The sequence below is a fragment of the Sediminibacterium sp. FW305-C-269 genome (assembly GCF_058231045.1).
On the sequence record NZ_JBIQXQ010000001.1, the window covers coordinates 699,533 to 718,931 of the forward strand.

Below are 19,399 nucleotides of genomic sequence, written 5' to 3' on the forward strand. Positions count from 1 at the left end.
TCTGGGTAATCATTCGAAATGTTTGTTGGTGGCATACTGTATTTATTCTCTTCTGTGCATGCTAACCTGCTAACTTATCGGACATATAACCGGCCATACCGGTATTGGAGAAAGGTAGTGATGATTTATAATGGGGAAAGACTCCGGTTTTATAAATTTCTAAAAATGTGGATTGGCATCCCGTAACTCAAGATCAGTGTATCATTCGCTACTGCCTGTTTAACCTATTTTCACCGATGTCATGGTAAGTGATCCCGCAACGGCTTTGTCGTTGAACAGGCTAAGAGGCTCTTTTTCCTGTTTCAATGCCAGGGTATACAGTAAAGGAAGGTAGTGATCCGGTGATGGAATGGCCAGATCGAAAGCTCTGCCCTGCGATTGGTAGTTGATCAGTTGCCGGTGATCCCCGTTGTTGATAAAAGTTTTCATTTTTTCGCTCGCTTCTATTGCCCAGTCGTAAGCAAACCCCGAACTGTTTATTTTATCCCAGGCAACCATACGCAGGTTATGAACCATGTTACCACTACCAATGATCAGCACTCCTTTTCTACGCAGCGAAACCAGTTCTTTCGCAAGATCATAATGGTACTGTGCACCCTGGGTATAATCGAGACTCATCTGTATTACCGGAACATCTGCCTTGGGATAGAGATGTTTTACCACGCTCCAGGTGCCATGATCAAGTCCCCATGTCTGATCCAGTCCTACTTTTGTTTGGGTAATGAGTTCAGCCGTTTCTTTCGCCAGTTCCGGAGAACCCGGAGCGGGATACTGCACCTCAAATAATGCCTGCGGAAAACCACCAAAATCATGAATGGTCCGGGGCTGTTCCATTGCGGTTACAAAAGTCCCCCTGGTTTCCCAGTGGGCCGAAATACAGAGAATGGCATTGGGCCTGGGGAGGCTCTGGCCTGCTTTACGGAAACCTGCAACAAATTCATTCTCTTCAATGGCGTTCATTGGACTGCCATGCCCCAAAAACAGCACGGGCATGGGTTCTGTACTATTTAATAGGGCAAGTATTTTGCCCAATTCCTTCAATTGCATAGTTACACCGGTCATAGCAGGAACGGCTGGGTTTTGAAAAAAGAGATTCCTTTCTATCGGGCAGTGGTTCTGGTGTAGGGGATATTCTGAAATTGAAGTTACAACAATAATCCTGAAGATTTGGAATAATCGAATAAGAGCCGGGGTTACTGAATTACCTGATAATTGTGTGGCAATCTCAGCGGGCTGCACAGGCTAAGCGACCCTCTAAAACAATCACAGCCTGGCTTGTCAGCAATACTTTATCTGTTTGCAGATCAATATGCATATAACCAGTCCGGGCTGATGATTGGAAGGCTTTCATCTGTCGTTTCTGTAACCTTACCGACCAGTATTTGGCCAGAAAAGTCTGCACACCACCTGTTACCGGGTCTTCCTGTGTGCCAGCCCAGGGCCAGAAATAACGGTAATGGTAATCGTAGTCTGCTGTATTGGAGGGAGCAGTTACCAGAACACCATTGATCCCTGTATAGGATTGCACCAAAGCTGAATAATCGGGCTGCAACCCAGCCAGCAGAGCAGCATCGTTGATCTCCAAAAGTACGATCTTGTTCTTGGGACTGAATGCAGCATTGCTGATCGCTTGCAGACCAAGCGCATCCAGCATGGCGCGGGGAACATTGATTGCAGTTGTATCGTATACCGGGAATTCCATGGTGATCTCCTCGTTGTGCCGTTTGATCAGCAGGTCTAATTGCTCGATCGTGGTAAAATGGATCTCGTTGACAGTACTGCTATTAAAAATGACCCTTGCAGCAGCCAGTGTGGCATGTCCACACAGGGGAATCTCCTTTTTCGGTGAAAAGTAACGGATGCTGTAAACGTCCGCTTCATTGGCAGGCTGCACAAATGCGGTCTCTGAAAGACCGAACTCCTGTGCTATTTTCAGCATTTTTTCTTCGCTCAGCAATGTTTCAGGAAAACAGACACCTGCGGGATTGCCCTTGAACGGCTCTTTGGTAAATGAGTCAACGATATAGGTTCTCATGGATATTGTTTACTAAGATGATGTGACAATAAATGTATTGATAATTTTATGTTTCAATGATCTCATGCATAACCAGGCATTTCCGCTGATAGAGCAATTACCGTTCATGCTTTATCTCCCGCCCGCAATTCCCTACCTTTATTTCAGGAAAATGATGTGTATGAACTTACAGATGCATAACCAGTTGTTTATTATCGGCGGAGCTACATCCGGTTTCGGAAAAGCTATTGCAGAAGCACTGCTGGCCGAAGGCGCCCGTATTATTGCTGTAGCAAGGGGGGAAGAAAAATTAAAAATATTACAAGCTGTTGCGCCCGCACAGATTGAGATCCTTGCCGGCGACCTGTCTGATTCTGCCGTGATCAAACAGCTGGTAGCCTTATTAGGCGATCGGCAACTGCATGGCCTGGTAATCAATGCGGGAGGTCCGCCAGCCAAGACCGTTCTGGAAACCACACTGGAAGACTGGGACAATGCCTACCATTCGCTATTACGCTGGAAAGTGGAGTTAACCCAGGCCCTGGTACCCAAAATGATGGCACAACAGTACGGGAGGGTGGTATATATAGAAAGCTCATCGGTAAAACAGCCGCTTGAGAACCTGGTTCTGAGCAGTTCCTTGCGGGTGGCCGTGGTAGGCATGGTAAAAACCCTGTCGCAGGAGATCGCAAAAACGGGTGTTACCCTGAATATCCTTGGTCCTGGCTCACACGATACCCCCGCTATTAACCGTATTTATCAGAAAAAATCGGAACAGACAGGTTTGCCTGTAGCAGAGATCAGAGAGAAAGCCATTGCCCAGATACCCGTAGGTTCATTGGGTTTATCATCTGATTTTGCCAGCCTTGCTTTGTGGCTGCTTAGTCCGCTCAGCCGTTATGTAACCGGGCAAACCATTACCCTGGATGGCGGATCCGTAAGGTCGATGCTGTAAAAGCGTTGGGTAAAACGGGTCCTGTCGTAAACTACGCCTGATACAGGCCATTCAGCTATACTTATTCCCCATTATCAGGAACCCTTTTCAGGATCAGCTGGAATTTAGTATTGAGGGAAACAGTGAAATGGTTCTCGGCCAGGATGGATTTTATGTTGGCGTCTTCCTGCATCAAAAAAGCGAGATCCGAAGCCAGTACAGAACCACTGATAATATTGGCCACACGACCCCTGTTGAATTCGATGGTAAACTTATATCCCGCTTTTCGCCCACTTCCGGCCCTTTCGAAATCGATCCGGTTCAGATCCAGTACCTGGTCGCCAGTAGCAGTACGTTTTAATAAAATCTTAATAATAGGAAGATACTTGCTCCAGATCTGTGTATACATGAGAATGATTTGATGATAGTGCTTTCGTGGATACGAAAACCAATGCAAAGTTGCACTTTTTATCGCCGAAAAACGAATTTGATTGTATGAAAAATCAACATTGTCAGGTATTCTGACAGGTGTGCAGGCCCCAGAGCTACTGTCTGCTTACCGGCAACACAAAAAATTGTAGGGGTAGGTTGGGCTATAAAAAGGTTGCACGACAAATACGATCGACCCAAGACTACTTTTATCTTCGCAGCCTATGACCAGTATCGACAGCGTACAACTGAACCAGGTAATCGTTCATAAAGTAGGTAATCCCACACGGGGTGAGGAACTGAAATTATCGGCCAACCCGCTTACCCTGAACGACGGTATTGTTCGGGGTATGTTGGCCAAGTATTTCCTGGGACCCTTCAATGAACATGAACAGTATCGATTCACGCATCTTTCTGATGTTGGCATGAATGAAGTGTACCGTTATGTAAGCGACCTGTTCGATGATCCGAAAAAATTCACTTTGTACAGTGCCCAGCTGGCGCAGTTCCTGTACAGTAAGAGTACCCATGCCAAAGTAAAGGAAGGGGAGCTTTATGTGGTACATTTTAGTAATGTACCCTTTGGTACGGAGTATACCGATGCCATTGGTATATTCAAAAGTGAGACCAAGGAAACGTTCCTCAAAGTGTTTCCCCACGGTGAAAACTGGGAAGTGATCGCAGAAGATGGCATCAATATCAATAAGCTGGATAAGGGTTGCCTGGTCTTTAAGCAGAACCGTTCCGAAGGCTATGTGGCATGCGTGGTGGATGCCACTAATAAGCAGAACGATGCGCAATATTGGGTGAACGATTTTTTGCAGGTCACCCGCTGTGCCAACAGCTACCATTATACGGATGCAGCTCTGGGTATGTGCAAGCTGTTCATCAGCAATGAACTGTCAGAGAAATTTGAAGTGAACAAAAGCGACCAGATTGACATGCTGAACCGCAGTATGGAATACTTCAAAACAAAAGACGAGTTCAAGCTGAATGAGTTTGCCGAGGAAGTGCTGCATCACCCGGAAGTGATCGACAGTTTTACGCAGTATAAACAGACCTATGAAGTGGCCAGGCAGGTCACCATTGAAGATGCGTTTGATATTCACCTCTCTGCAGTGAAAAAGCAGCAGCGGGTGTTCAAGAGTGTTTTAAAGCTCGACAAGAATTTCCATGTATATATCCATGGACGGAGGGATCTGATTGAAAAGGGATATGATGAAATGACCGGTAAACACTACTACAAACTTTTCTTCGACGAGGAAAGCTGAGTCAGGTTTTGTAATGCAGGAACTATAACCTGTCGACTTCTTTCCGCAGGTCATATTGGATATCTTCATGCAGCGTCTTCATGGCTGTTGTTATTTTTTTCAACTGCATTTCGTAGAGGTTTTTCAAGACAGGATTTTTTGTGTTGGACAAGCCCAGCTCTTTCATTCTGCTGCAAAAATGAATCAGCAAGCCGGCTTCTACCTGCCTGGATCCGGCGTACTTGATATGCCGGTTGGCTAAACGAAGGATCTTGCGGAGTGTTTTTTTGGTAAGGTATACATTCGGCTTGGGTAGTTCTGTGAAGCCCTCGTCTACCAGTTCTTTGACGCTGTTCAGGTAAGCTTCTTCATCATGCGCCTCGAACAGCAGATAACTGAGCAGCTCCTTGTTCTCTTTTTTAAATTTTGCCAGCCGCAAACAAAGTTCCAGCAATTGGTGATGGTTGCTGGCCTGCAGTTCCTGTTTCAGCTCCTGTATACTCGCCGTTTTCATCCTGCAAAGTAATCACATTCACCCATTCACTCATTCTCTCACCCACTTATTCACTCATTGATTATCTTCGCCCCATGCCTTTCGACCTGTCTCAACCTCATCCTGAATGGTTACTGGAACTGGTAACCCAACGGATGCCTTATGGCAAATACAAGGATCGCCTGATTTGCGATATGCCGATGCATTACCTGGAGTGGATGCAACGCGAGGGTTTTCCAAAGGGGAAACTGGGGGTTTTACTTGAGACCATGTATGTGATACAATTAAACGGACTGGCTTATTTGCTCGATCCCCTTAAAAGGAAAAAATAGGCGCGTTGCCGCTAATGATGGTAAATTCAGTTTTCTCCTGCCATCTTGCGCTGATTATTTCGTATATTGATGCTGTATTCTGATTGCATCATGCCTTATTAAAAAACCTATGAACAATTCCCGTAGATCTTTTCTGCAAAAAACAGCCCTGGTTGTAGCCGGCGGCTCTTTGTTTTCGCGCCAGCTGTTTGCTGCCGCCGCTTCTAAAACAGTAACAGGCGTACAACTGTATTCCGTTCGTGATGAGATGAAAAAAGACCCCCTGGGTACTCTGAAAGCCCTGGCTGAAATGGGGTACAAAAATGTGGAGCATGCCAATTATGTAAACCGTAAATTTTATGGGTACAGTGCCAGGGAATTTAAGAAGATCCTGGCAGATCATGGCATGCAAATGCCCAGCGGCCATACGGTAATGGGTCGCGACCATTGGAATGCCGATAAAAAGGAATTCAGCGACAGCTGGAAATACACCGTGGAAGATGCGGCGATCGTTGGTCAGGAGCTGGTCATCAGTCCCTGGCTGGATGAGGGTCTTCGTAAGACCTACGATGGTATGCTCCGTTATATGGAAGTATTTAATAAAAGCGGTGAGCTTTGTAAGAAATCAGGTATGCGTTTTGGATACCATAACCACAATTTCGAGTTTACACAGGAATTGAATGGTCAGAAAGTGTACGACATCATTTTAGACAATACCGACCCATCGCTGGTAGCTCAGCAGTTGGATATGGGTAACTTATATGGTACCGGTGCCGATGCGTATGCGATCGTTAAAAAACATCCCGGACGTTTTGTATCCATGCATGTGAAAGACGAAATCAAATCAGAAAAAAGTGCCATGGGCGAAGGGTATGAAAGTACGATCCTGGGAACGGGAGTGGCTAATACCAAAGCCATCACCGACCTGGGAAAACAAATGGGTGGTACCCTGCATTTTATTATTGAACAGGAATCTTACCAGGGCAAGTCACCGCTGGAATGTGTGAAAGAAGACCTGCGCATCATGAAAAGCTGGGGGTATTGACAGATAACCGTTACCTCTTTACATAAGCCCTTCCCAAGCCGGAAGGGCTTTTTGTTACCGGAAACAGATACCGCTTCTGAATGCGTAACTGATAATACCTGCAATACTCTTGGCCCCCACTTTGTCCATAATACGGGTGCGGTGGCCCTCTACGGTTCGTTTGCTCAGGTTCAGACTATGGGCGATTTCTTTACTGGTAAACTCTCGGCAGATGAGCCGGATAATTTCTTTTTCGCGTTCGGAGAAACAAAGGTCTGCGTCTGGCGGCAACTGATAATTCCTGGATACGATCTCCGTTAGTTTTTCGGTCACTTCGCGGCAGAAATAAGGTTTGCGCTGAAATACCGTGCTGATGGCTTCTGCAATTTCCTCATCATCGGCGCTTTTTAGTACATAACCCAGGGCCCCGGCTTCCAGCATCCGCAGAATGGGTTCTTCCTTGTTAAAAGCAGTCAGAACAATGATGCCGGTACCTGGTTTTCGCCTGGCAATTTCACGGGCAGCATCGATACCATCCATCAATGGCATATGGATATCGGTAAGGATGATATCAGGCGAAGTGTCGATTGTCCGGCGAACCAGTTCCTGTCCATTGTCAGCTTCTCCCACAACTTCAACATTGCGGATCTGGTCTAACAGAGCGCGTAAGCCATTCCTGAAAAGATGATGATCATCAGCGATCATCACCCGGATACTTCTCCTGAACATAACCGAGATTTTAAAGGTTTGGTACGCCAGAGGTTAATAATATTCCTGCAGATAGCATAGGAGGTTGTCTCGCCGCGGAAAGTTCGACAATTGATTTTGGTTTGTATTAGGAATTTATACCTGGGGGTGAGGTTTTTTTAGCGGTAAACGCAGCGATAAGATATACAACAAAGGATACAGGAACAACCGTTAAAACACGGTATTTCAGCAAATGATCAGTTTCTCGGAATTCTGTATTCAGCCAGTAATTCGTTCAGATCCATCTCTAAACCCTGCGCCAGTGCTACCAGTGTAGAAAAAGCAAAGTTCACTTTACCTTTTTCTATCCGTTGTATCTGGCTGTATTCCAGTCCGGATACAGCAGCCAGCTGGCGGATGCTGAGTCCTTTTTCCTTTCGCAACCTGGTAAGATGCAAGGCAAAACGGATCAGTATTTTTTCCTTGTTGGTCATGAAACAACAAGGTCAATGCAATAGCGAAAATTATTGACGTATGATTATACGTCTCCTGTCTTTTTGTGTAACTTGTTACCTGCAGGAATGCGTTTCCTTACCCCATTATTATGGAAAAACCAAGAATAACGATTGTTTCACCCGAAATATATCACTCGATCTTATATGCTTTTGTGATGCTGCTCATCAGAGACCGAAAGAAACAACCACCCCTTTCAATAAACAAACCGTCATCCGGCACCGTTCAGTAATCCATTTTGCTTATTCTGGCAAAACCAGCTCCGGCCGGATCCGTTTCTTACGGAGTTGCCGTTATTTCCAGCGATTTTCCGATATCGATTTCGTAAACTGTTTCTCATCCCCGATATACATTCTGCTGAAAACTGCTTAATTTTTCTGTTCAAATAATTATGCTGACAGATGTCTTCGAGAAGAAAATTTTTACAGAACTCCGCTTTGGTAGCAGGTGGCGGACTGCTGGGTTCCGCATTCTCCCATTCCACATTTGCCTATTTTAAAAATACAGTCGCTCCTAGCGATCAACTGAATGTGGCCGCTATTGGTATTAATGGGATGGGCTGGTCAAATGTAACGGCCGCTGTTAAAGTACCCGGTGTGAACCTGGTAGGTGTTTGCGATGTAGATGCGAATGTGATCGATAGGCGCAAGGCGGATATGGCCAAGATCAATGTAGACAGTGCCAAAGTAAAAGTATACAGCGATTATCGTAAGCTGCTCGAGAATAAGGATATTGATGCCGTGATCATTGGCACGCCCGATCACTGGCATGCGTTGCAGATGATCCATGCCTGCGAAGCAGGTAAAGATGTCTATGTTGAAAAACCCGTTGGTAATTCCATCGGCGAATGCCGTGCCATGGTGAATGCACAGAAACGGTACAACAAAGTGGTACAGGCAGGCCAATGGCAGAGAAGTCAGCAACATTTCCGCGATGCGATTGATTACGTACACAGCGGAAAACTGGGCATGATACGTACTGTGAAAGTCTGGTGTTATCTTGACTGGAAACAACCCCTAGAGAAAAAGCCCAATAGCCCGGTTCCTGCGGGAGTGGATTATCGTTCATGGCTGGGGCCCGCACCAACAGTGCCGTTCAATCCGAACCGCTTTCATTTTACCTTCCGCTGGTTCTGGGATTATGCAGGTGGTCTGATGACCGACTGGGGTGTTCACCTGCTTGATTATGCACTGATCGGCATGAAAGTGGCCGACCCCAAAGCGATCTCTGCAGTGGGTGGCAAATTTGCCAAACCCGACTCTGCGGATGAAACGCCGGATACACTGATGACCATGTACGAATTCGACGGCTTCAATATCGTGTGGGATCATGCGGTGGGTATCGGTAACGGTAATTATGGAAAGGATCATGGTATTGCTTTCATCGGTAACAACGGAACACTGGTGCTGAACCGCAACGGGTGGGAAGTGCTGGAAGAAAAGAAAAATGCGAATAAAGTGGCAGAACCTTTCCATAAATCGGTGGATAACGGGCTGGAGAAACATTGGGTCAATTTTGTGGATGTGGTGAAATCGCGGAAACTAGCAGACCTCCATTGTCCGATCCAGGCCGGTTCTGATATCGCTTGTTTTTCGCAGATGGGCAATATCGCTTACCGCAGCGGGCAGAAACTGTTCTGGGACGCCGCCAAACAAAGATTCAAGGATGAGGCGATCAACCAGAAATACCTGACAAAACAATATCATAACGGCTATCACCTTCCTAAAGTATAAAAGCAAAATTCTTTGCCGGAGAATGACCCACAGTTCAGATTATCCGGCTATTTATCTATAGATTAGCTACATGAAAAGATCCCTTATTTTATCTGCTGCGCTACTGGTGGTTACCGGCAGCGTACAAGCACAAAAAAAGATCAACCAGGACAGTCTGGTAAAGGAAGCTGCTAAAACAGAATTCTGGGAGCCTGTTCCCAAACTGGTAACGCCGGGTAGAACCGCTGCTGACGCACCTTCTGATGCCATTGTATTGTACAACGGGAAAGATGTGGCACAATGGCAAAAAGAAAAAGGAGGAGCGCCTGGCTGGAAGATAGATAAAGACGGGGCGCTGACCGTAGTAAAAGGATCCGGCAATATCGCTACCAAACAGGGCTTTGGCGATTGCCAGTTACATATTGAATGGCGCTCACCCGCTGCCATTGCGGGAGCCAGCCAGTCGCGCGGTAACAGCGGTATCTTTTTGATGGGACAATATGAGTTACAGGTTCTGGATTCTTACAATAACCCCACATATGTGAACGGACAGGCGGGCAGCATGTATAAACAGTATGCACCCCTGGTGAATGCCTGCCGTAAACCCGGCGAATGGCAGAGTTATGATGTGATCTTCACGGCCCCACGTTTTTTCTCGGATGGTAAACTGCAGTCGCCGGCACGCATCACCGTATTACACAATGGCGTATTGGTACAAAACAACGTAGAGATCAAAGGACATACCGAATGGATCGGCCAACCCCAATATTCGGCGCACAAAGACAAGGAGCCGTTGGTATTGCAGGATCATGGCATGGACGGCGGTAACCCCATGAGTTACCGGAATATCTGGATCAGAGAATTGTAAACCTTGCAGAATACAGTTAACACAAACGGCTTCCAACTGGAAGCCGTTTTGTTTGATGCCGGTTGCAGCGGCAGGGGGGTATTGTATCATAAACCAAACTGGTGTGTATCGACCCATTCGGCTTTGGTCATGGTCCACCAGTCATCAGCGATGCCTTTCAGTACATATTCATAAGGTAACCAGCCATAACCTTCTTCACCCCAGCTGGTTCCCCAGGAATTACGGATAAGAAAGGCACCGGCGGTAACTACGTTTTTGTTGAGCGGATTACTGATCTTCAGGCCATCGTCATAGCCAACAGCCATCACAGCATGACCGCCATCGGTATCTTCTTTGGCGTCCGGAAAGGGTATCTTTCCATTTTCAGCATGGTTGAGTGATGTATAACAGGTAAAACCAAACATGGAAGGCAGTCCCTTACTCAGGTGATCTTTGATGCTGTTGAGCAGTTGCGGCTGTGTTACACCTACCGCATCGAGCCGGTAATACGAAATGGCCTGGAAGTTCTGCGCATAGGAATACAGAAATGCACCGGGTTCCTCATTCACTTTGCTTTCATCATAGGGCCAGTATTTTTCAGGCACTACCCCGAACAAAGCCATCGAAGCCATAGCTGTGCGCAGGTAGGCACCGTTGTCTTCTTTTTGTTTTAAGAGGTTACGTGTAGCCTTGTACTGAAACAGCCGCGACCCATCGATATGTTTGCCGAAAGCCCTTCGTTCAAAATATTCGTACAGGCCGATAGAAGCATGTGCGGTACAGGAGCCCAGCTGCCCCTGGTCCTCAATAGGTGAACACCATTGGCGCAGGTCTGTTTTAGGAGGAAATGTATGGGCCGATTTTTTTCTGGTTTTGCCCTGGACCAGTACTTCCAGTATTTTCTTTACGGGTTGTCTGATGCCTCGTTCGATCTGCTTTACAGTTAGTTCTGAAGTAAAAGGCGTTTGGTCGCGGAAGTCGGGATAGTCTTTGAGCCACCCCTTCCCCTTGGATACATATTGGTTTTTCATAGGATACAGGCTTTTTGGTGAAACGGTAATGATGTCTGCGGGGCATATTGGATGCTACTGTAAAAGAACAGAATAGCCGGAACAGATGCAATGGGGAAAACACCCTTTTTTTTAGCGTATAAATGCCTAATGGATTGCTGCAATTGCATGTTATCTTGCAGCCCGATGAAAACAGACGCATCTCATACCTGCTTGATTACCACACCCCGGCAAGTGCTGGAGTCTGTTTTTGGTTATACTGAATTCAGGCATAACCAGGAATCCGTCATACAGCAGCTGCTTGGGGGGAAAGATGCCATCGTACTGATGCCCACCGGTGGGGGCAAAAGTCTTTGTTACCAGGTACCCGCCCTCTGTTTGCCGGGCGTGACTATTGTGGTCAGTCCGCTGATCGCTTTAATGAAAGACCAGGTGGATGCACTGGTATTGAGTGGCGTAAAAGCTGCTTTTTTAAACAGTACCCAAAGTAGTGGTGAGCAGTCGTTCATATTGAAACAACTGCAGCGTAACGAATTAAAGTTGCTGTATGTAGCGCCGGAGCGACTGGTAGGTGGCGAAGTTTCCTTTTTGCGTTTTCTGCAGGATTGTAAGGTTTCTTTGTTTGCCATAGATGAGGCTCACTGTATCAGTCAGTGGGGACATGATTTCAGGCCGGAATACCGGGTATTGTCTCAGCTGAAACAGCAGTTTCCCGCTGTTCCTGTCATTGCATTAACAGCAACTGCAGATGCGCTTACCAAGAAAGATATCATTGAGCAATTACAGGTAACAGATTACCAGGTATTTGAGAACAGTTTTAACCGTCCCAATATTTCGTATCACATCAAACCCAAGAAAGGATACCACGAGGTATTGGTGGAGTACCTGAAAGAACATGAGGGCGACAGTGGTATTATTTACTGTTTAAGTCGAATGGCAACAGAAAACCTGGCGCAGAACCTGCGTGCAGATGGTTTTAATGCGGCGGCTTATCATGCAGGGCTAGACAAAACCACCCGCGATGAGCGGCAGGATCTGTTCCTGAAAGATGATATCCGCATCATGGTGGCCACCATTGCCTTTGGTATGGGCATCAATAAAAGTAATGTGCGTTTTGTGGTGCATGCCGATCTGCCCAAAAATATCGAAGGGTATTATCAGGAAACCGGCCGCGCAGGTCGGGATGGTTTACCCAGTGAAGCCATATTGTTCTACAGTACGGGTGATGTGATAAAGCTCAGAGGTTTTGCGCAGGTGGAGAACAATCCGGAACAGACGCAGATCCTGTTGAAAAAACTCGATCAGATGGTACAGCTTTGCGAAACCCGCGGCTGCCGCAGAAAATACCTGCTGGCTTATTTTGGCGAACAGGCACCTGATTATTGCGGTAGCTGCGATAACTGCCTGAACAAACCAGAACTGCAGGAGCAGACAGTGATTGCTCAAAAGATACTGAGCACTGTATACAGGCTGAACCAGTCTTTCGGTATGCGTTATGTGGTGGACATACTGAAGGGAAGCCATGGCGAAAAGATCCGTGAAGAGCATAAGAAATTATCGGTATATGGTGTTGGTAAAGACCAGCCAAAAGAAGCCTGGTTGCATTATGTGAAGGAGTTGTTGTACTACGGTTACCTGCAGCAATCAGAAGGAGAATATCCTGTATTGAAACTGACAGAAAAAAGTAATGCTGTTTTGTTCAAAGGAGAAAAAGTGTTCCTGTCGGCACCTGTACAGGTTACGATTGCCAAAGAACCTGTGATTTACCAACAGCACGATTACGAAAAACCTTTGTTCGAAGAACTGAAAAAATTGCGCAACCGGATTGCTCATGAGGAGAATGTGCCGGCTTACCTGATCTTCAGTGACAGCAGTTTACTTGACCTGGCAACTTATTTACCCATTGTTCGCACCGATCTGCCAAAGATCTCCGGTTTTGGTGCGTTCAAAATTGAGAAGTACGGGCAGGCTTTTCTTGAAAAAGTACAGGACTACTGCATCGCACATAAAATAGCCAGCCGGATAGAGCTGAAACAACCCGCCAAAACAAAACGGGCACCAGTCAACCGTGAGCGTGTATCAGATACCAAACGGATCAGTTATGAAATGTACCGGTCTGGCAAATCTGTACAGGATATCGCTGAGGAAAGACAGCTGGCTGTCACTACGGTGGAAACACATCTCAGCCATTACATTACTACCGGCGAGCTGGATGTGAACGATTTTGTTTCTTCTGATAAACAGGAGCTGATAGAAACGGCAGCCAGCCAGTTTGGACGACTGGGTTTAAAACAGATCAAAGACAATTTACCGGATGATATCAGTTACGGTGATATACGAATGACCATTGCAGCAATGAATGGCCGCGACAAGTGAATGGGATTGATTAATGCAACGCCCAATCCAGCGCCCTTATTTCGGCCCAGCTATAGGCAGCAGACCCCCGGACCATGAAACCACAATGTCCACCTTGTTCAGGCGTTTCCAGGAAAAGAAAAGGGTGTTCGGTGATGATCTCTTCACACATACATTCCGGTGTGAGGAAACTGTCGTTTTTGGCCTGAACGATCAAGGAGGGTATCCGTATGTTTTTCAATAAGGGTTTTACACTTGCTTTACTGTAGAAATCAAATGCATCAGTGAACCCATGCAATGGTGCGGTGTAACGGTTGTCGAAATCGGCGAAGTGTTTGATTTTCTCATATCCTTCATAACTGATAATATCCGGGTAAATCTTTGATTTGGCTTTGATCTTTTCGCCCAGTTTGCGCAGGAAACGGGAGCTGTATATTTTATTTGTCGACTGCGACAATATCTTAACGCTGCTCAGCAGGTCGCAGGGTACGGAAAAGCCGATCACTTTTTTTACCTGGTTGGGTACCTGATCCGGGAATTCTGCAACGGCGCGCAAACTCAGGCTGCCACCCATGCTGAACCCGACCAATACGATCTCTTCATAATCATATTTCCGGATACAGTGCCCGATCACCAGCCCGAGGTCACCTGCATCGCCATGATGGTAGAATCTTGGCAGCCGGTTCAGTTCACCGCTGCAGCTGCGGCAGTTCCAGCCCAGTGCATCAAATCCATTCTGAGAAAAAAGTTTGGCCATACCGGTCACGTAGTGGCGTGTGGAGTCGCCTTCCAGTCCGTGGGTAATGATTACCAGTTTGTTATTGCCGGTCCGGTGCCAGTCAAGATCAACGAAATCGCCATCCGGCAGTTCCAGTCTTTCCCTTTCCCGGTAAGTAAAATCCACTTTCCGGAACAGGCTTGGGATAATCGTCTGCAGGTGGCCATTGAATTGCCCGAACGGAGCTTTGAAACTGGTTTGTGGAAGGATCGGCATAGAGCGAAGATAATTAATGAGTGAATGAGTGGGTGAGTGGATGAGTGAATGTTTTGTTTGTGAGCAGTTAAAAAAATTGATTCCCATTCACTCATCCACTCACCCACTCATCCACTCATCGATAATTTGTACCTTCCCTGTATGTCACAAAATAAGTATCTCAAATATTTTAAGCTGTCGTCGCTGTTTAATACCCGTCGGACAAGGGATATTTTCCAGGTGAATCCCACCGTGGTTCCGCAGCGGGAAGAAGCCAAAGAGAGTAAGGTCAGCGTGTTCGATTATTCGCAGGGGCATTTACATGAACATTCCTTTACAGGCATCACGGATTGTTTCCCTTTTAAAGACAACCATCACACCACCTGGATCAATATTGATGGCATCCGCAAGGCAGATGTGGAAGCGGTCTGTAATCATTTTTCGGTACACGTACTGATACAGGAGGATATCCTGAGCGTGGGGCAGCGTCCCAAGATGGACGAAATGGACCCGGTGCTTTCCTGTTTGCTGAACATGTTGTACTTCAATGAGCGAACAGGAGCAGTGGAAACGGAGCAGATCAGTATTGTGTTGGGCAGGGATTTTGTGTTATCGTTCCAGGAAGATGCCAGCCGTGATGTGTTTGATCCCATCCGGGAAAAATTAAGGATCACCAACAGTAAACTGCGGATCAGTAATGCAGACTATCTCTGTTATGCGCTGCTCGATATGATCGTGGATAATTATTATGTGGTGATGGAGAAACTGGGAGAACATATCGAATTGCTGGAGGAAAAGATCATCCGCAGCAGCAATACCCGCGCGTTGGCCGAGATCAATAACCTTCGGAAAGAACTGATCGTATTGAAACGGAATGTAAGCCCGGTGCGGGAGCTCATCAACGGGTTTATCCGAAGCGACAGCGATCTGCTGGAAGAACGGACCACCAAGTATTTCAAAGATGTGTACGATCATATTGTACAGGCAAATGATCTGGCCGAGAACTACCGCGATATGATGATGAACCTCCAGGATCTCTACCTTAGTAACGTAAACCTGAAGATGAACGAAGTGATGAAAGTGATGGCTGTTGTGACCTGCCTGCTGGCGCCAGCCACCGTTATCGGCGGCATCTTCGGGATGAATTTTGACCGCATACCTTACCTGCACCACCAATACGGATTCTTCATCGCCGTAGGATTGATGCTGATCGTTCCTGTATGGATGGTATTCGTATTCCGGCGACGAGGCTGGTTTTAATCATTGGCAGACGCTTCTCTCTGCGTTATCTCCCTGCACTCCGCGCCTCCGCGGTGAAAAGATCCACCCATCCGTCAACGCTATATCTTAACCAGCTTCCATCTGCCTCTTTTGAACAGGATCACGCTGGTAGTGGTGATGCAGGTCTCCGTTACCACGATAGCAATGAATACGCCGGTAGGACCCATATTCCACACTTTGGCCAACAGCCAGGCAAAAGGTATCTGGAAGATCCAGAACCAGAACAGGTTGATCCAGGTGGGTGTTCTGCTGTCACCGGCGCCATTGAACGCGTTGATCATGACCATCCCCACGCCATAAAAAACATAACCCAGACTTACAATACGCAAAGCCTGAACGGCTGTTTTTACTACGGCGGGATCTGTATTGATCAGCGACACAAAAAATTCGGCAGAAGTCAGGAACAGAATAGATACGATGCCCATAAAAATGGCATTGTACTGCGCTGTCTTCCAGACAGATTTTTCTGCGCGTTCAGGCTGTTGGGCACCCAGGTTCTGACCCACCAACGTGGCGGCAGCATTACTGAGACCCCAGGCAGGCATCAGGAAGAAGATGAGCAAACGGATGGCGATGGTATAACCTGCAATAGCGTCGCTGCCAAAACCTGAAATGATACGGGCCATGGCAATCCAGCTGGCAGATCCGATCAGGAACTGCAGGGTGGCGGTGGACGCAATGCTGAAAATAGATCTCAGCAAAGAGAAGTCGGGCACAAAATGCCGTAAATGGATCTTGATAATGCCTTTTCCTTTGAACAGATGGTACACCTGATAACATACGCCAATTCCCCGACCAATGGTAGTGGCGATAGCGGCACCGGGTAACCCGTAAAAATGGATCAGCACAGGGCATAGGATGATGTTACAGATATTAGCCAGCCATAAACTGCGCATGGCGATAGCTGCATCGCCCGCACCACGGAAAATACCATTGATGAGGAATAACAGCATGATCACGATATTACCTGCCAGCATGATGCGGGTATAAGTGTGGCCAATGGCTACGATAGCCGCATCTGCACCCATCAGCTCCAGTATCTCTTCTGCAAAAAAGAAACCGGTAATACTGATCAGGACGGTTATTATGAACGCAAGCAGGGCGGCTTGTGCACCTGCTTTGGCGGCGGCATCGTAATGTTTCTCGCCTACACGGCGGGCAACCATGGCAGTAGCCCCCATACTTAAACCGATAGCCACAGAATAGATAATAGTTAAAAAGGATTCAGTAAGCCCGACCGCGGCTGCTGCATTTGGCCCCAGTTTACCCACGAAAAATATATCCACGACGGCAAATACCGATTCCATGCACATTTCGAGTATCATGGGAATGGCCAGCATGAAAATGGCTTTACGGATGCTGCCCTTGGTAAAATCCTGGTGTTCGCTTCTGAGTGATTCTTTGAGATAAGACCAGACAGACTTTTTGCCCTTATGCGTAGTTGTATCAACAGTCATTACGTAATGAATTAAAACAAGAAATAGAATTGCCAATAGTAATGTATGCCCATTACGGAAACCGGGGAATGGTGAGCCTAAACATTCAAGTATGTCTGCCTAAGCTCTGCTTAGCTGTTCATCGGCGTAGAATTGATAAATAGAAACGACAGTTTGTAATGTGGTGGTGTCGTTGCGGAAACGAAAATAGGAAAATGATCCAGAATACAACCCTATGGATAAAGATAAGCGGTCGTAAAATGGTATGAATGAGAATGCCGCCAGGTATTTATCAGCACAACTGACTGTTACTCATTTATTGTTACAGTTCGGTGAGGGTGGTGATGGTCATGGTCTGGTTATGCAGTTCGCAGTTGTTGTTCTGACCAAAGGGTGCGATCTCACCATAGGAGTAGAAACCGGTGATCGTGCATGCAGGTCCCAACGCTTTTCGGGCGGCTTTGATCTCTTCCGCTGTCCGTTCCTGCAGGATGCGTTTGCGACCCACACAGCTCACAAGGATGGACAATTCCGGTGTTTTCTTGATAGCTGTTGTCAATACGCTGGTAGCAGCTTCAGAAGAAGCATTGATGATTTTGTCGAAATTAGCTTTCATCAAATGCACTTTGCTTCCTTCGGGCAGGTTGCCGGCGAAGATCATGCTTTTGTTCTCCTCGTTGATGGAGAGGATGGTTCGCACCAGGCTGTAACCCTTGCTCTCTACCTGCATGGACAGCGGGAAGAACAAAGCGGCGCCGGGAAGCTCCTCCGCATAAGGGCCCAGGTATTCCTTGTACAGATCAAGTGCGTTTCGGTTATCTATTTCGTATAAAATATTGTTTTCAGAACGGGTGATGATGCGTTCGCGGCCGAATTCGTCCCATCCGCCAAAAGAACTATGTGCTACCAGAAGGTGCCGGCTATATAAACCGATGGCTACCACTTTCCCTTCTGTGGCTGCAGCATTTAAACCTACCTGTGTTTTCTGAAAGCGTTCCGCATCGCCGGCCAATCCGCCGGTAACGGGTATTTGCCTGGGATTGTTCTCATTAAAACCTCTTACCAATTCGCCACCATTGATAAAACTGCTTTCTGATAATACGAATATGGATACGAGATCCTCTGCGTCCAGTTCTTTCATGAGTGACCGGCCGGTCTCGAGACTACTGCTGTTGCGGTTTACCTGTACCTCTGCTGTTCGGACACGGGTTTTTTCGAACTGGATGGCGGTAACGGAAAGGGTCTTATCGAAGACCGTATCATCCAGGATCTCTCCTGCAGTAGAGCAGGATACGATCTCTGCATTGGGGTATTGTGAACGGATATGAGAAAAAAGGTCCAGCCTGGTCACTAGTTCCCCCGATCCAAAAACCAGTACCAGCTGGCAGGCGGCGCTGTCAACATTGGCCGGATGGTTGGATCCATGCCATTGGTTTTCTGCATAATATTGCTGAAATGTCCTCATGGGCAGGCATAAGTGCTTACCAAGACAATATAGACATTCCTGATATATAAGGAACGGGCTATCCGGAATTTTTCATGAAGCAGGCGCCGCAATCGATTGCGGAAGCGGCAAATGGGGGCTCTTTTAGGACGAAACCTGTTAAAATAGCATAAGGATAAAATAAAGGCTGCTGCTCACCTAAGAATGAGTTGCCACTTACCCACTCTGATCTTAAATAGCGTTAGATGTATACAGCTATCCTGAAACTGGTTGAAAATGATTAAACCGTTAAAGCTGCTTTTACAAACCCATATACCTTCTTTAACTATTTTGACCCCTTTAACCCTTTTAACCAGTCCAACTCATTCAACGCATCCTACAAAGAGATCACACTATTACTCCCGCCAAACACATTAGGTTTTTCGCTGTCGGCAGTAGGATCATTTATCCATTCGGTAGCATTGATGCGGTATTTGAATTCATGTTGTGAGTTCTTGGGAAGAGAAACGTCGGTGCTAAAGCTGCCGTCTTTCTTTTTACTCATGATAACCGCATTTTCCCAATCGCTGTTCAGACCAAGGATCTCTATGGTTTCAGCGTTCTCAATGGCAAATGAAAATTTTACTTTGCAATAATCTTTTGTCTTGAAGTAGGTTTTCTGTATCATGTCTGGTTGATGTGTGTCC

The 19,399-nt window shown here is 46.7% G+C and carries 19 protein-coding genes; 8 read left to right on the forward strand and 11 right to left on the reverse strand.

All coding sequences use genetic code 11. The annotated features are described in order from the left end of the window. Positions 1 to 219: 219 nt before the first annotated feature. On the reverse strand, positions 220 to 993 hold the full coding sequence (gene ygiD, locus ACH3Y6_RS03010; RefSeq protein WP_490834093.1) for a 4,5-DOPA-extradiol-dioxygenase: 774 nt from the start codon (positions 991 to 993) through the stop codon (positions 220 to 222). Positions 994 to 1,225: 232 nt separating this feature from the next. Next, entirely contained in the window at positions 1,226 to 2,035 is an 810-nt protein-coding gene (locus ACH3Y6_RS03015; protein WP_490834094.1) for a PhzF family phenazine biosynthesis protein, read from the reverse strand. Between the two features lie 160 nt (positions 2,036 to 2,195). Here ACH3Y6_RS03015 and ACH3Y6_RS03020 point away from each other — a divergent pair, with 160 nt between their 5' ends. Continuing rightward, positions 2,196 to 2,969: an SDR family oxidoreductase gene (locus ACH3Y6_RS03020; RefSeq protein WP_490834095.1), complete on the forward strand. Its 774-nt coding sequence runs from the start codon at positions 2,196 to 2,198 to the stop codon at positions 2,967 to 2,969. Positions 2,970 to 3,030: 61 nt separating this feature from the next. On the opposite strand, the gene ACH3Y6_RS03025 is transcribed toward ACH3Y6_RS03020, so the two are convergent. Further along, positions 3,031 to 3,357: a hypothetical protein gene (locus tag ACH3Y6_RS03025; protein ID WP_490834096.1), complete on the reverse strand. Its 327-nt coding sequence runs from the start codon at positions 3,355 to 3,357 to the stop codon at positions 3,031 to 3,033. 244 nt (positions 3,358 to 3,601) lie between these two features. On the opposite strand from ACH3Y6_RS03025, the gene ACH3Y6_RS03030 reads away from it, so the two are divergent. Next, positions 3,602 to 4,648, forward strand: a complete 1,047-nt coding sequence (locus ACH3Y6_RS03030; RefSeq protein ID WP_490834097.1) for a nucleoid-associated protein — start codon at positions 3,602 to 3,604, stop codon at positions 4,646 to 4,648. Positions 4,649 to 4,670: 22 nt separating this feature from the next. On the opposite strand, the gene ACH3Y6_RS03035 is transcribed toward ACH3Y6_RS03030, so the two are convergent. Beyond that, the gene (locus ACH3Y6_RS03035; RefSeq protein WP_490834098.1) at positions 4,671 to 5,141 is read right to left on the reverse strand and encodes a hypothetical protein; all 471 of its coding nucleotides are present in this window, start codon (positions 5,139 to 5,141) and stop codon (positions 4,671 to 4,673) included. Between the two features lie 74 nt (positions 5,142 to 5,215). On the opposite strand from ACH3Y6_RS03035, the gene ACH3Y6_RS03040 reads away from it, so the two are divergent. Together ACH3Y6_RS03040 and ACH3Y6_RS03045 are read left to right on the forward strand one after the other, a co-directional pair. Next, on the forward strand, positions 5,216 to 5,452 hold the full coding sequence (locus ACH3Y6_RS03040; protein ID WP_490834099.1) for a DUF3820 family protein: 237 nt from the start codon (positions 5,216 to 5,218) through the stop codon (positions 5,450 to 5,452). Positions 5,453 to 5,561: 109 nt separating this feature from the next. Beyond that, a complete protein-coding gene (locus ACH3Y6_RS03045; RefSeq protein ID WP_490834100.1) occupies positions 5,562 to 6,476 on the forward strand; it encodes a sugar phosphate isomerase/epimerase family protein in 915 nt (304 codons plus the stop codon). A gap of 54 nt (positions 6,477 to 6,530) precedes the next feature. Here ACH3Y6_RS03045 and ACH3Y6_RS03050 read toward each other — a convergent pair whose 3' ends face one another. Together ACH3Y6_RS03050 and ACH3Y6_RS03055 are read right to left on the reverse strand one after the other, a co-directional pair. Beyond that, positions 6,531 to 7,184: a response regulator gene (locus tag ACH3Y6_RS03050; RefSeq protein ID WP_490834101.1), complete on the reverse strand. Its 654-nt coding sequence runs from the start codon at positions 7,182 to 7,184 to the stop codon at positions 6,531 to 6,533. 215 nt (positions 7,185 to 7,399) lie between these two features. Beyond that, positions 7,400 to 7,636, reverse strand: a complete 237-nt coding sequence (locus tag ACH3Y6_RS03055; RefSeq protein ID WP_490834102.1) for a helix-turn-helix domain-containing protein — start codon at positions 7,634 to 7,636, stop codon at positions 7,400 to 7,402. 420 nt (positions 7,637 to 8,056) lie between these two features. Between ACH3Y6_RS03055 and ACH3Y6_RS03060 the strand changes: the two genes are divergently transcribed. After that, a complete protein-coding gene (locus ACH3Y6_RS03060; protein ID WP_490834103.1) occupies positions 8,057 to 9,388 on the forward strand; it encodes a Gfo/Idh/MocA family protein in 1,332 nt (443 codons plus the stop codon). Between the two features lie 70 nt (positions 9,389 to 9,458). Then, positions 9,459 to 10,235: a 3-keto-disaccharide hydrolase gene (locus ACH3Y6_RS03065; protein WP_490834104.1), complete on the forward strand. Its 777-nt coding sequence runs from the start codon at positions 9,459 to 9,461 to the stop codon at positions 10,233 to 10,235. 86 nt (positions 10,236 to 10,321) lie between these two features. Here ACH3Y6_RS03065 and ACH3Y6_RS03070 read toward each other — a convergent pair whose 3' ends face one another. Next, a complete protein-coding gene (locus ACH3Y6_RS03070) occupies positions 10,322 to 11,245 on the reverse strand; it encodes a C1 family peptidase (RefSeq protein ID WP_490834105.1) in 924 nt (307 codons plus the stop codon). 165 nt (positions 11,246 to 11,410) lie between these two features. Here ACH3Y6_RS03070 and recQ point away from each other — a divergent pair, with 165 nt between their 5' ends. Then, positions 11,411 to 13,600: a DNA helicase RecQ gene (gene recQ, locus ACH3Y6_RS03075; protein ID WP_490834106.1), complete on the forward strand. Its 2,190-nt coding sequence runs from the start codon at positions 11,411 to 11,413 to the stop codon at positions 13,598 to 13,600. A 10-nt stretch (positions 13,601 to 13,610) separates the two neighbouring features. Here recQ and ACH3Y6_RS03080 read toward each other — a convergent pair whose 3' ends face one another. Further along, the gene (locus ACH3Y6_RS03080; RefSeq protein ID WP_490834107.1) at positions 13,611 to 14,573 is read right to left on the reverse strand and encodes a YheT family hydrolase; all 963 of its coding nucleotides are present in this window, start codon (positions 14,571 to 14,573) and stop codon (positions 13,611 to 13,613) included. Positions 14,574 to 14,714: 141 nt separating this feature from the next. Between ACH3Y6_RS03080 and corA the strand changes: the two genes are divergently transcribed. Then, positions 14,715 to 15,812, forward strand: coding sequence for a magnesium/cobalt transporter CorA (gene corA, locus ACH3Y6_RS03085; RefSeq protein ID WP_490834108.1), 1,098 nt, complete (start codon positions 14,715 to 14,717; stop codon positions 15,810 to 15,812). 80 nt (positions 15,813 to 15,892) lie between these two features. Here the strand turns inward: corA and ACH3Y6_RS03090 are convergent, their stop codons facing one another. The 3 genes from ACH3Y6_RS03090 to ACH3Y6_RS03100 form a co-directional block, all read right to left on the reverse strand. Continuing rightward, positions 15,893 to 17,290: an MATE family efflux transporter gene (locus ACH3Y6_RS03090; protein WP_490834109.1), complete on the reverse strand. Its 1,398-nt coding sequence runs from the start codon at positions 17,288 to 17,290 to the stop codon at positions 15,893 to 15,895. A 301-nt stretch (positions 17,291 to 17,591) separates the two neighbouring features. Next, positions 17,592 to 18,734 carry an FIST signal transduction protein gene (locus ACH3Y6_RS03095; protein ID WP_490834110.1) on the reverse strand — a complete coding sequence of 381 codons (1,143 nt, stop codon included), beginning with the start codon at positions 18,732 to 18,734 and terminating at the stop codon, positions 17,592 to 17,594. A gap of 355 nt (positions 18,735 to 19,089) precedes the next feature. Next, positions 19,090 to 19,380, reverse strand: coding sequence for an isoamylase early set domain-containing protein (locus tag ACH3Y6_RS03100; protein ID WP_490834111.1), 291 nt, complete (start codon positions 19,378 to 19,380; stop codon positions 19,090 to 19,092). Positions 19,381 to 19,399 lie beyond the last annotated feature (19 nt).

Coding starts and splice junctions, on each gene's coding strand:
- ACH3Y6_RS03040 (WP_490834099.1), top strand. CDS start 5,216: ATGCCTTTCGACCTGTCTCAACCTCATCCTGAATGGTTACTGGAACTG.
- ACH3Y6_RS03045 (WP_490834100.1), top strand. CDS start 5,562: ATGAACAATTCCCGTAGATCTTTTCTGCAAAAAACAGCCCTGGTTGTA.
- ACH3Y6_RS03020 (WP_490834095.1), top strand. CDS start 2,196: ATGAACTTACAGATGCATAACCAGTTGTTTATTATCGGCGGAGCTACA.
- ACH3Y6_RS03095 (WP_490834110.1), bottom strand. CDS start 18,734: ATGAGGACATTTCAGCAATATTATGCAGAAAACCAATGGCATGGATCC.
- ACH3Y6_RS03090 (WP_490834109.1), bottom strand. CDS start 17,290: ATGACTGTTGATACAACTACGCATAAGGGCAAAAAGTCTGTCTGGTCT.
- ACH3Y6_RS03030 (WP_490834097.1), top strand. CDS start 3,602: ATGACCAGTATCGACAGCGTACAACTGAACCAGGTAATCGTTCATAAA.
- ACH3Y6_RS03015 (WP_490834094.1), bottom strand. CDS start 2,035: ATGAGAACCTATATCGTTGACTCATTTACCAAAGAGCCGTTCAAGGGC.
- ygiD (WP_490834093.1), bottom strand. CDS start 993: ATGCCCGTGCTGTTTTTGGGGCATGGCAGTCCAATGAACGCCATTGAA.
- ACH3Y6_RS03065 (WP_490834104.1), top strand. CDS start 9,459: ATGAAAAGATCCCTTATTTTATCTGCTGCGCTACTGGTGGTTACCGGC.
- ACH3Y6_RS03035 (WP_490834098.1), bottom strand. CDS start 5,141: ATGAAAACGGCGAGTATACAGGAGCTGAAACAGGAACTGCAGGCCAGC.
- ACH3Y6_RS03050 (WP_490834101.1), bottom strand. CDS start 7,184: ATGTTCAGGAGAAGTATCCGGGTGATGATCGCTGATGATCATCATCTT.
- corA (WP_490834108.1), top strand. CDS start 14,715: ATGTCACAAAATAAGTATCTCAAATATTTTAAGCTGTCGTCGCTGTTT.
- ACH3Y6_RS03100 (WP_490834111.1), bottom strand. CDS start 19,380: ATGATACAGAAAACCTACTTCAAGACAAAAGATTATTGCAAAGTAAAA.
- ACH3Y6_RS03055 (WP_490834102.1), bottom strand. CDS start 7,636: ATGACCAACAAGGAAAAAATACTGATCCGTTTTGCCTTGCATCTTACC.
- ACH3Y6_RS03060 (WP_490834103.1), top strand. CDS start 8,057: ATGTCTTCGAGAAGAAAATTTTTACAGAACTCCGCTTTGGTAGCAGGT.
- ACH3Y6_RS03025 (WP_490834096.1), bottom strand. CDS start 3,357: ATGTATACACAGATCTGGAGCAAGTATCTTCCTATTATTAAGATTTTA.
- ACH3Y6_RS03080 (WP_490834107.1), bottom strand. CDS start 14,573: ATGCCGATCCTTCCACAAACCAGTTTCAAAGCTCCGTTCGGGCAATTC.
- ACH3Y6_RS03070 (WP_490834105.1), bottom strand. CDS start 11,245: ATGAAAAACCAATATGTATCCAAGGGGAAGGGGTGGCTCAAAGACTAT.
- recQ (WP_490834106.1), top strand. CDS start 11,411: ATGAAAACAGACGCATCTCATACCTGCTTGATTACCACACCCCGGCAA.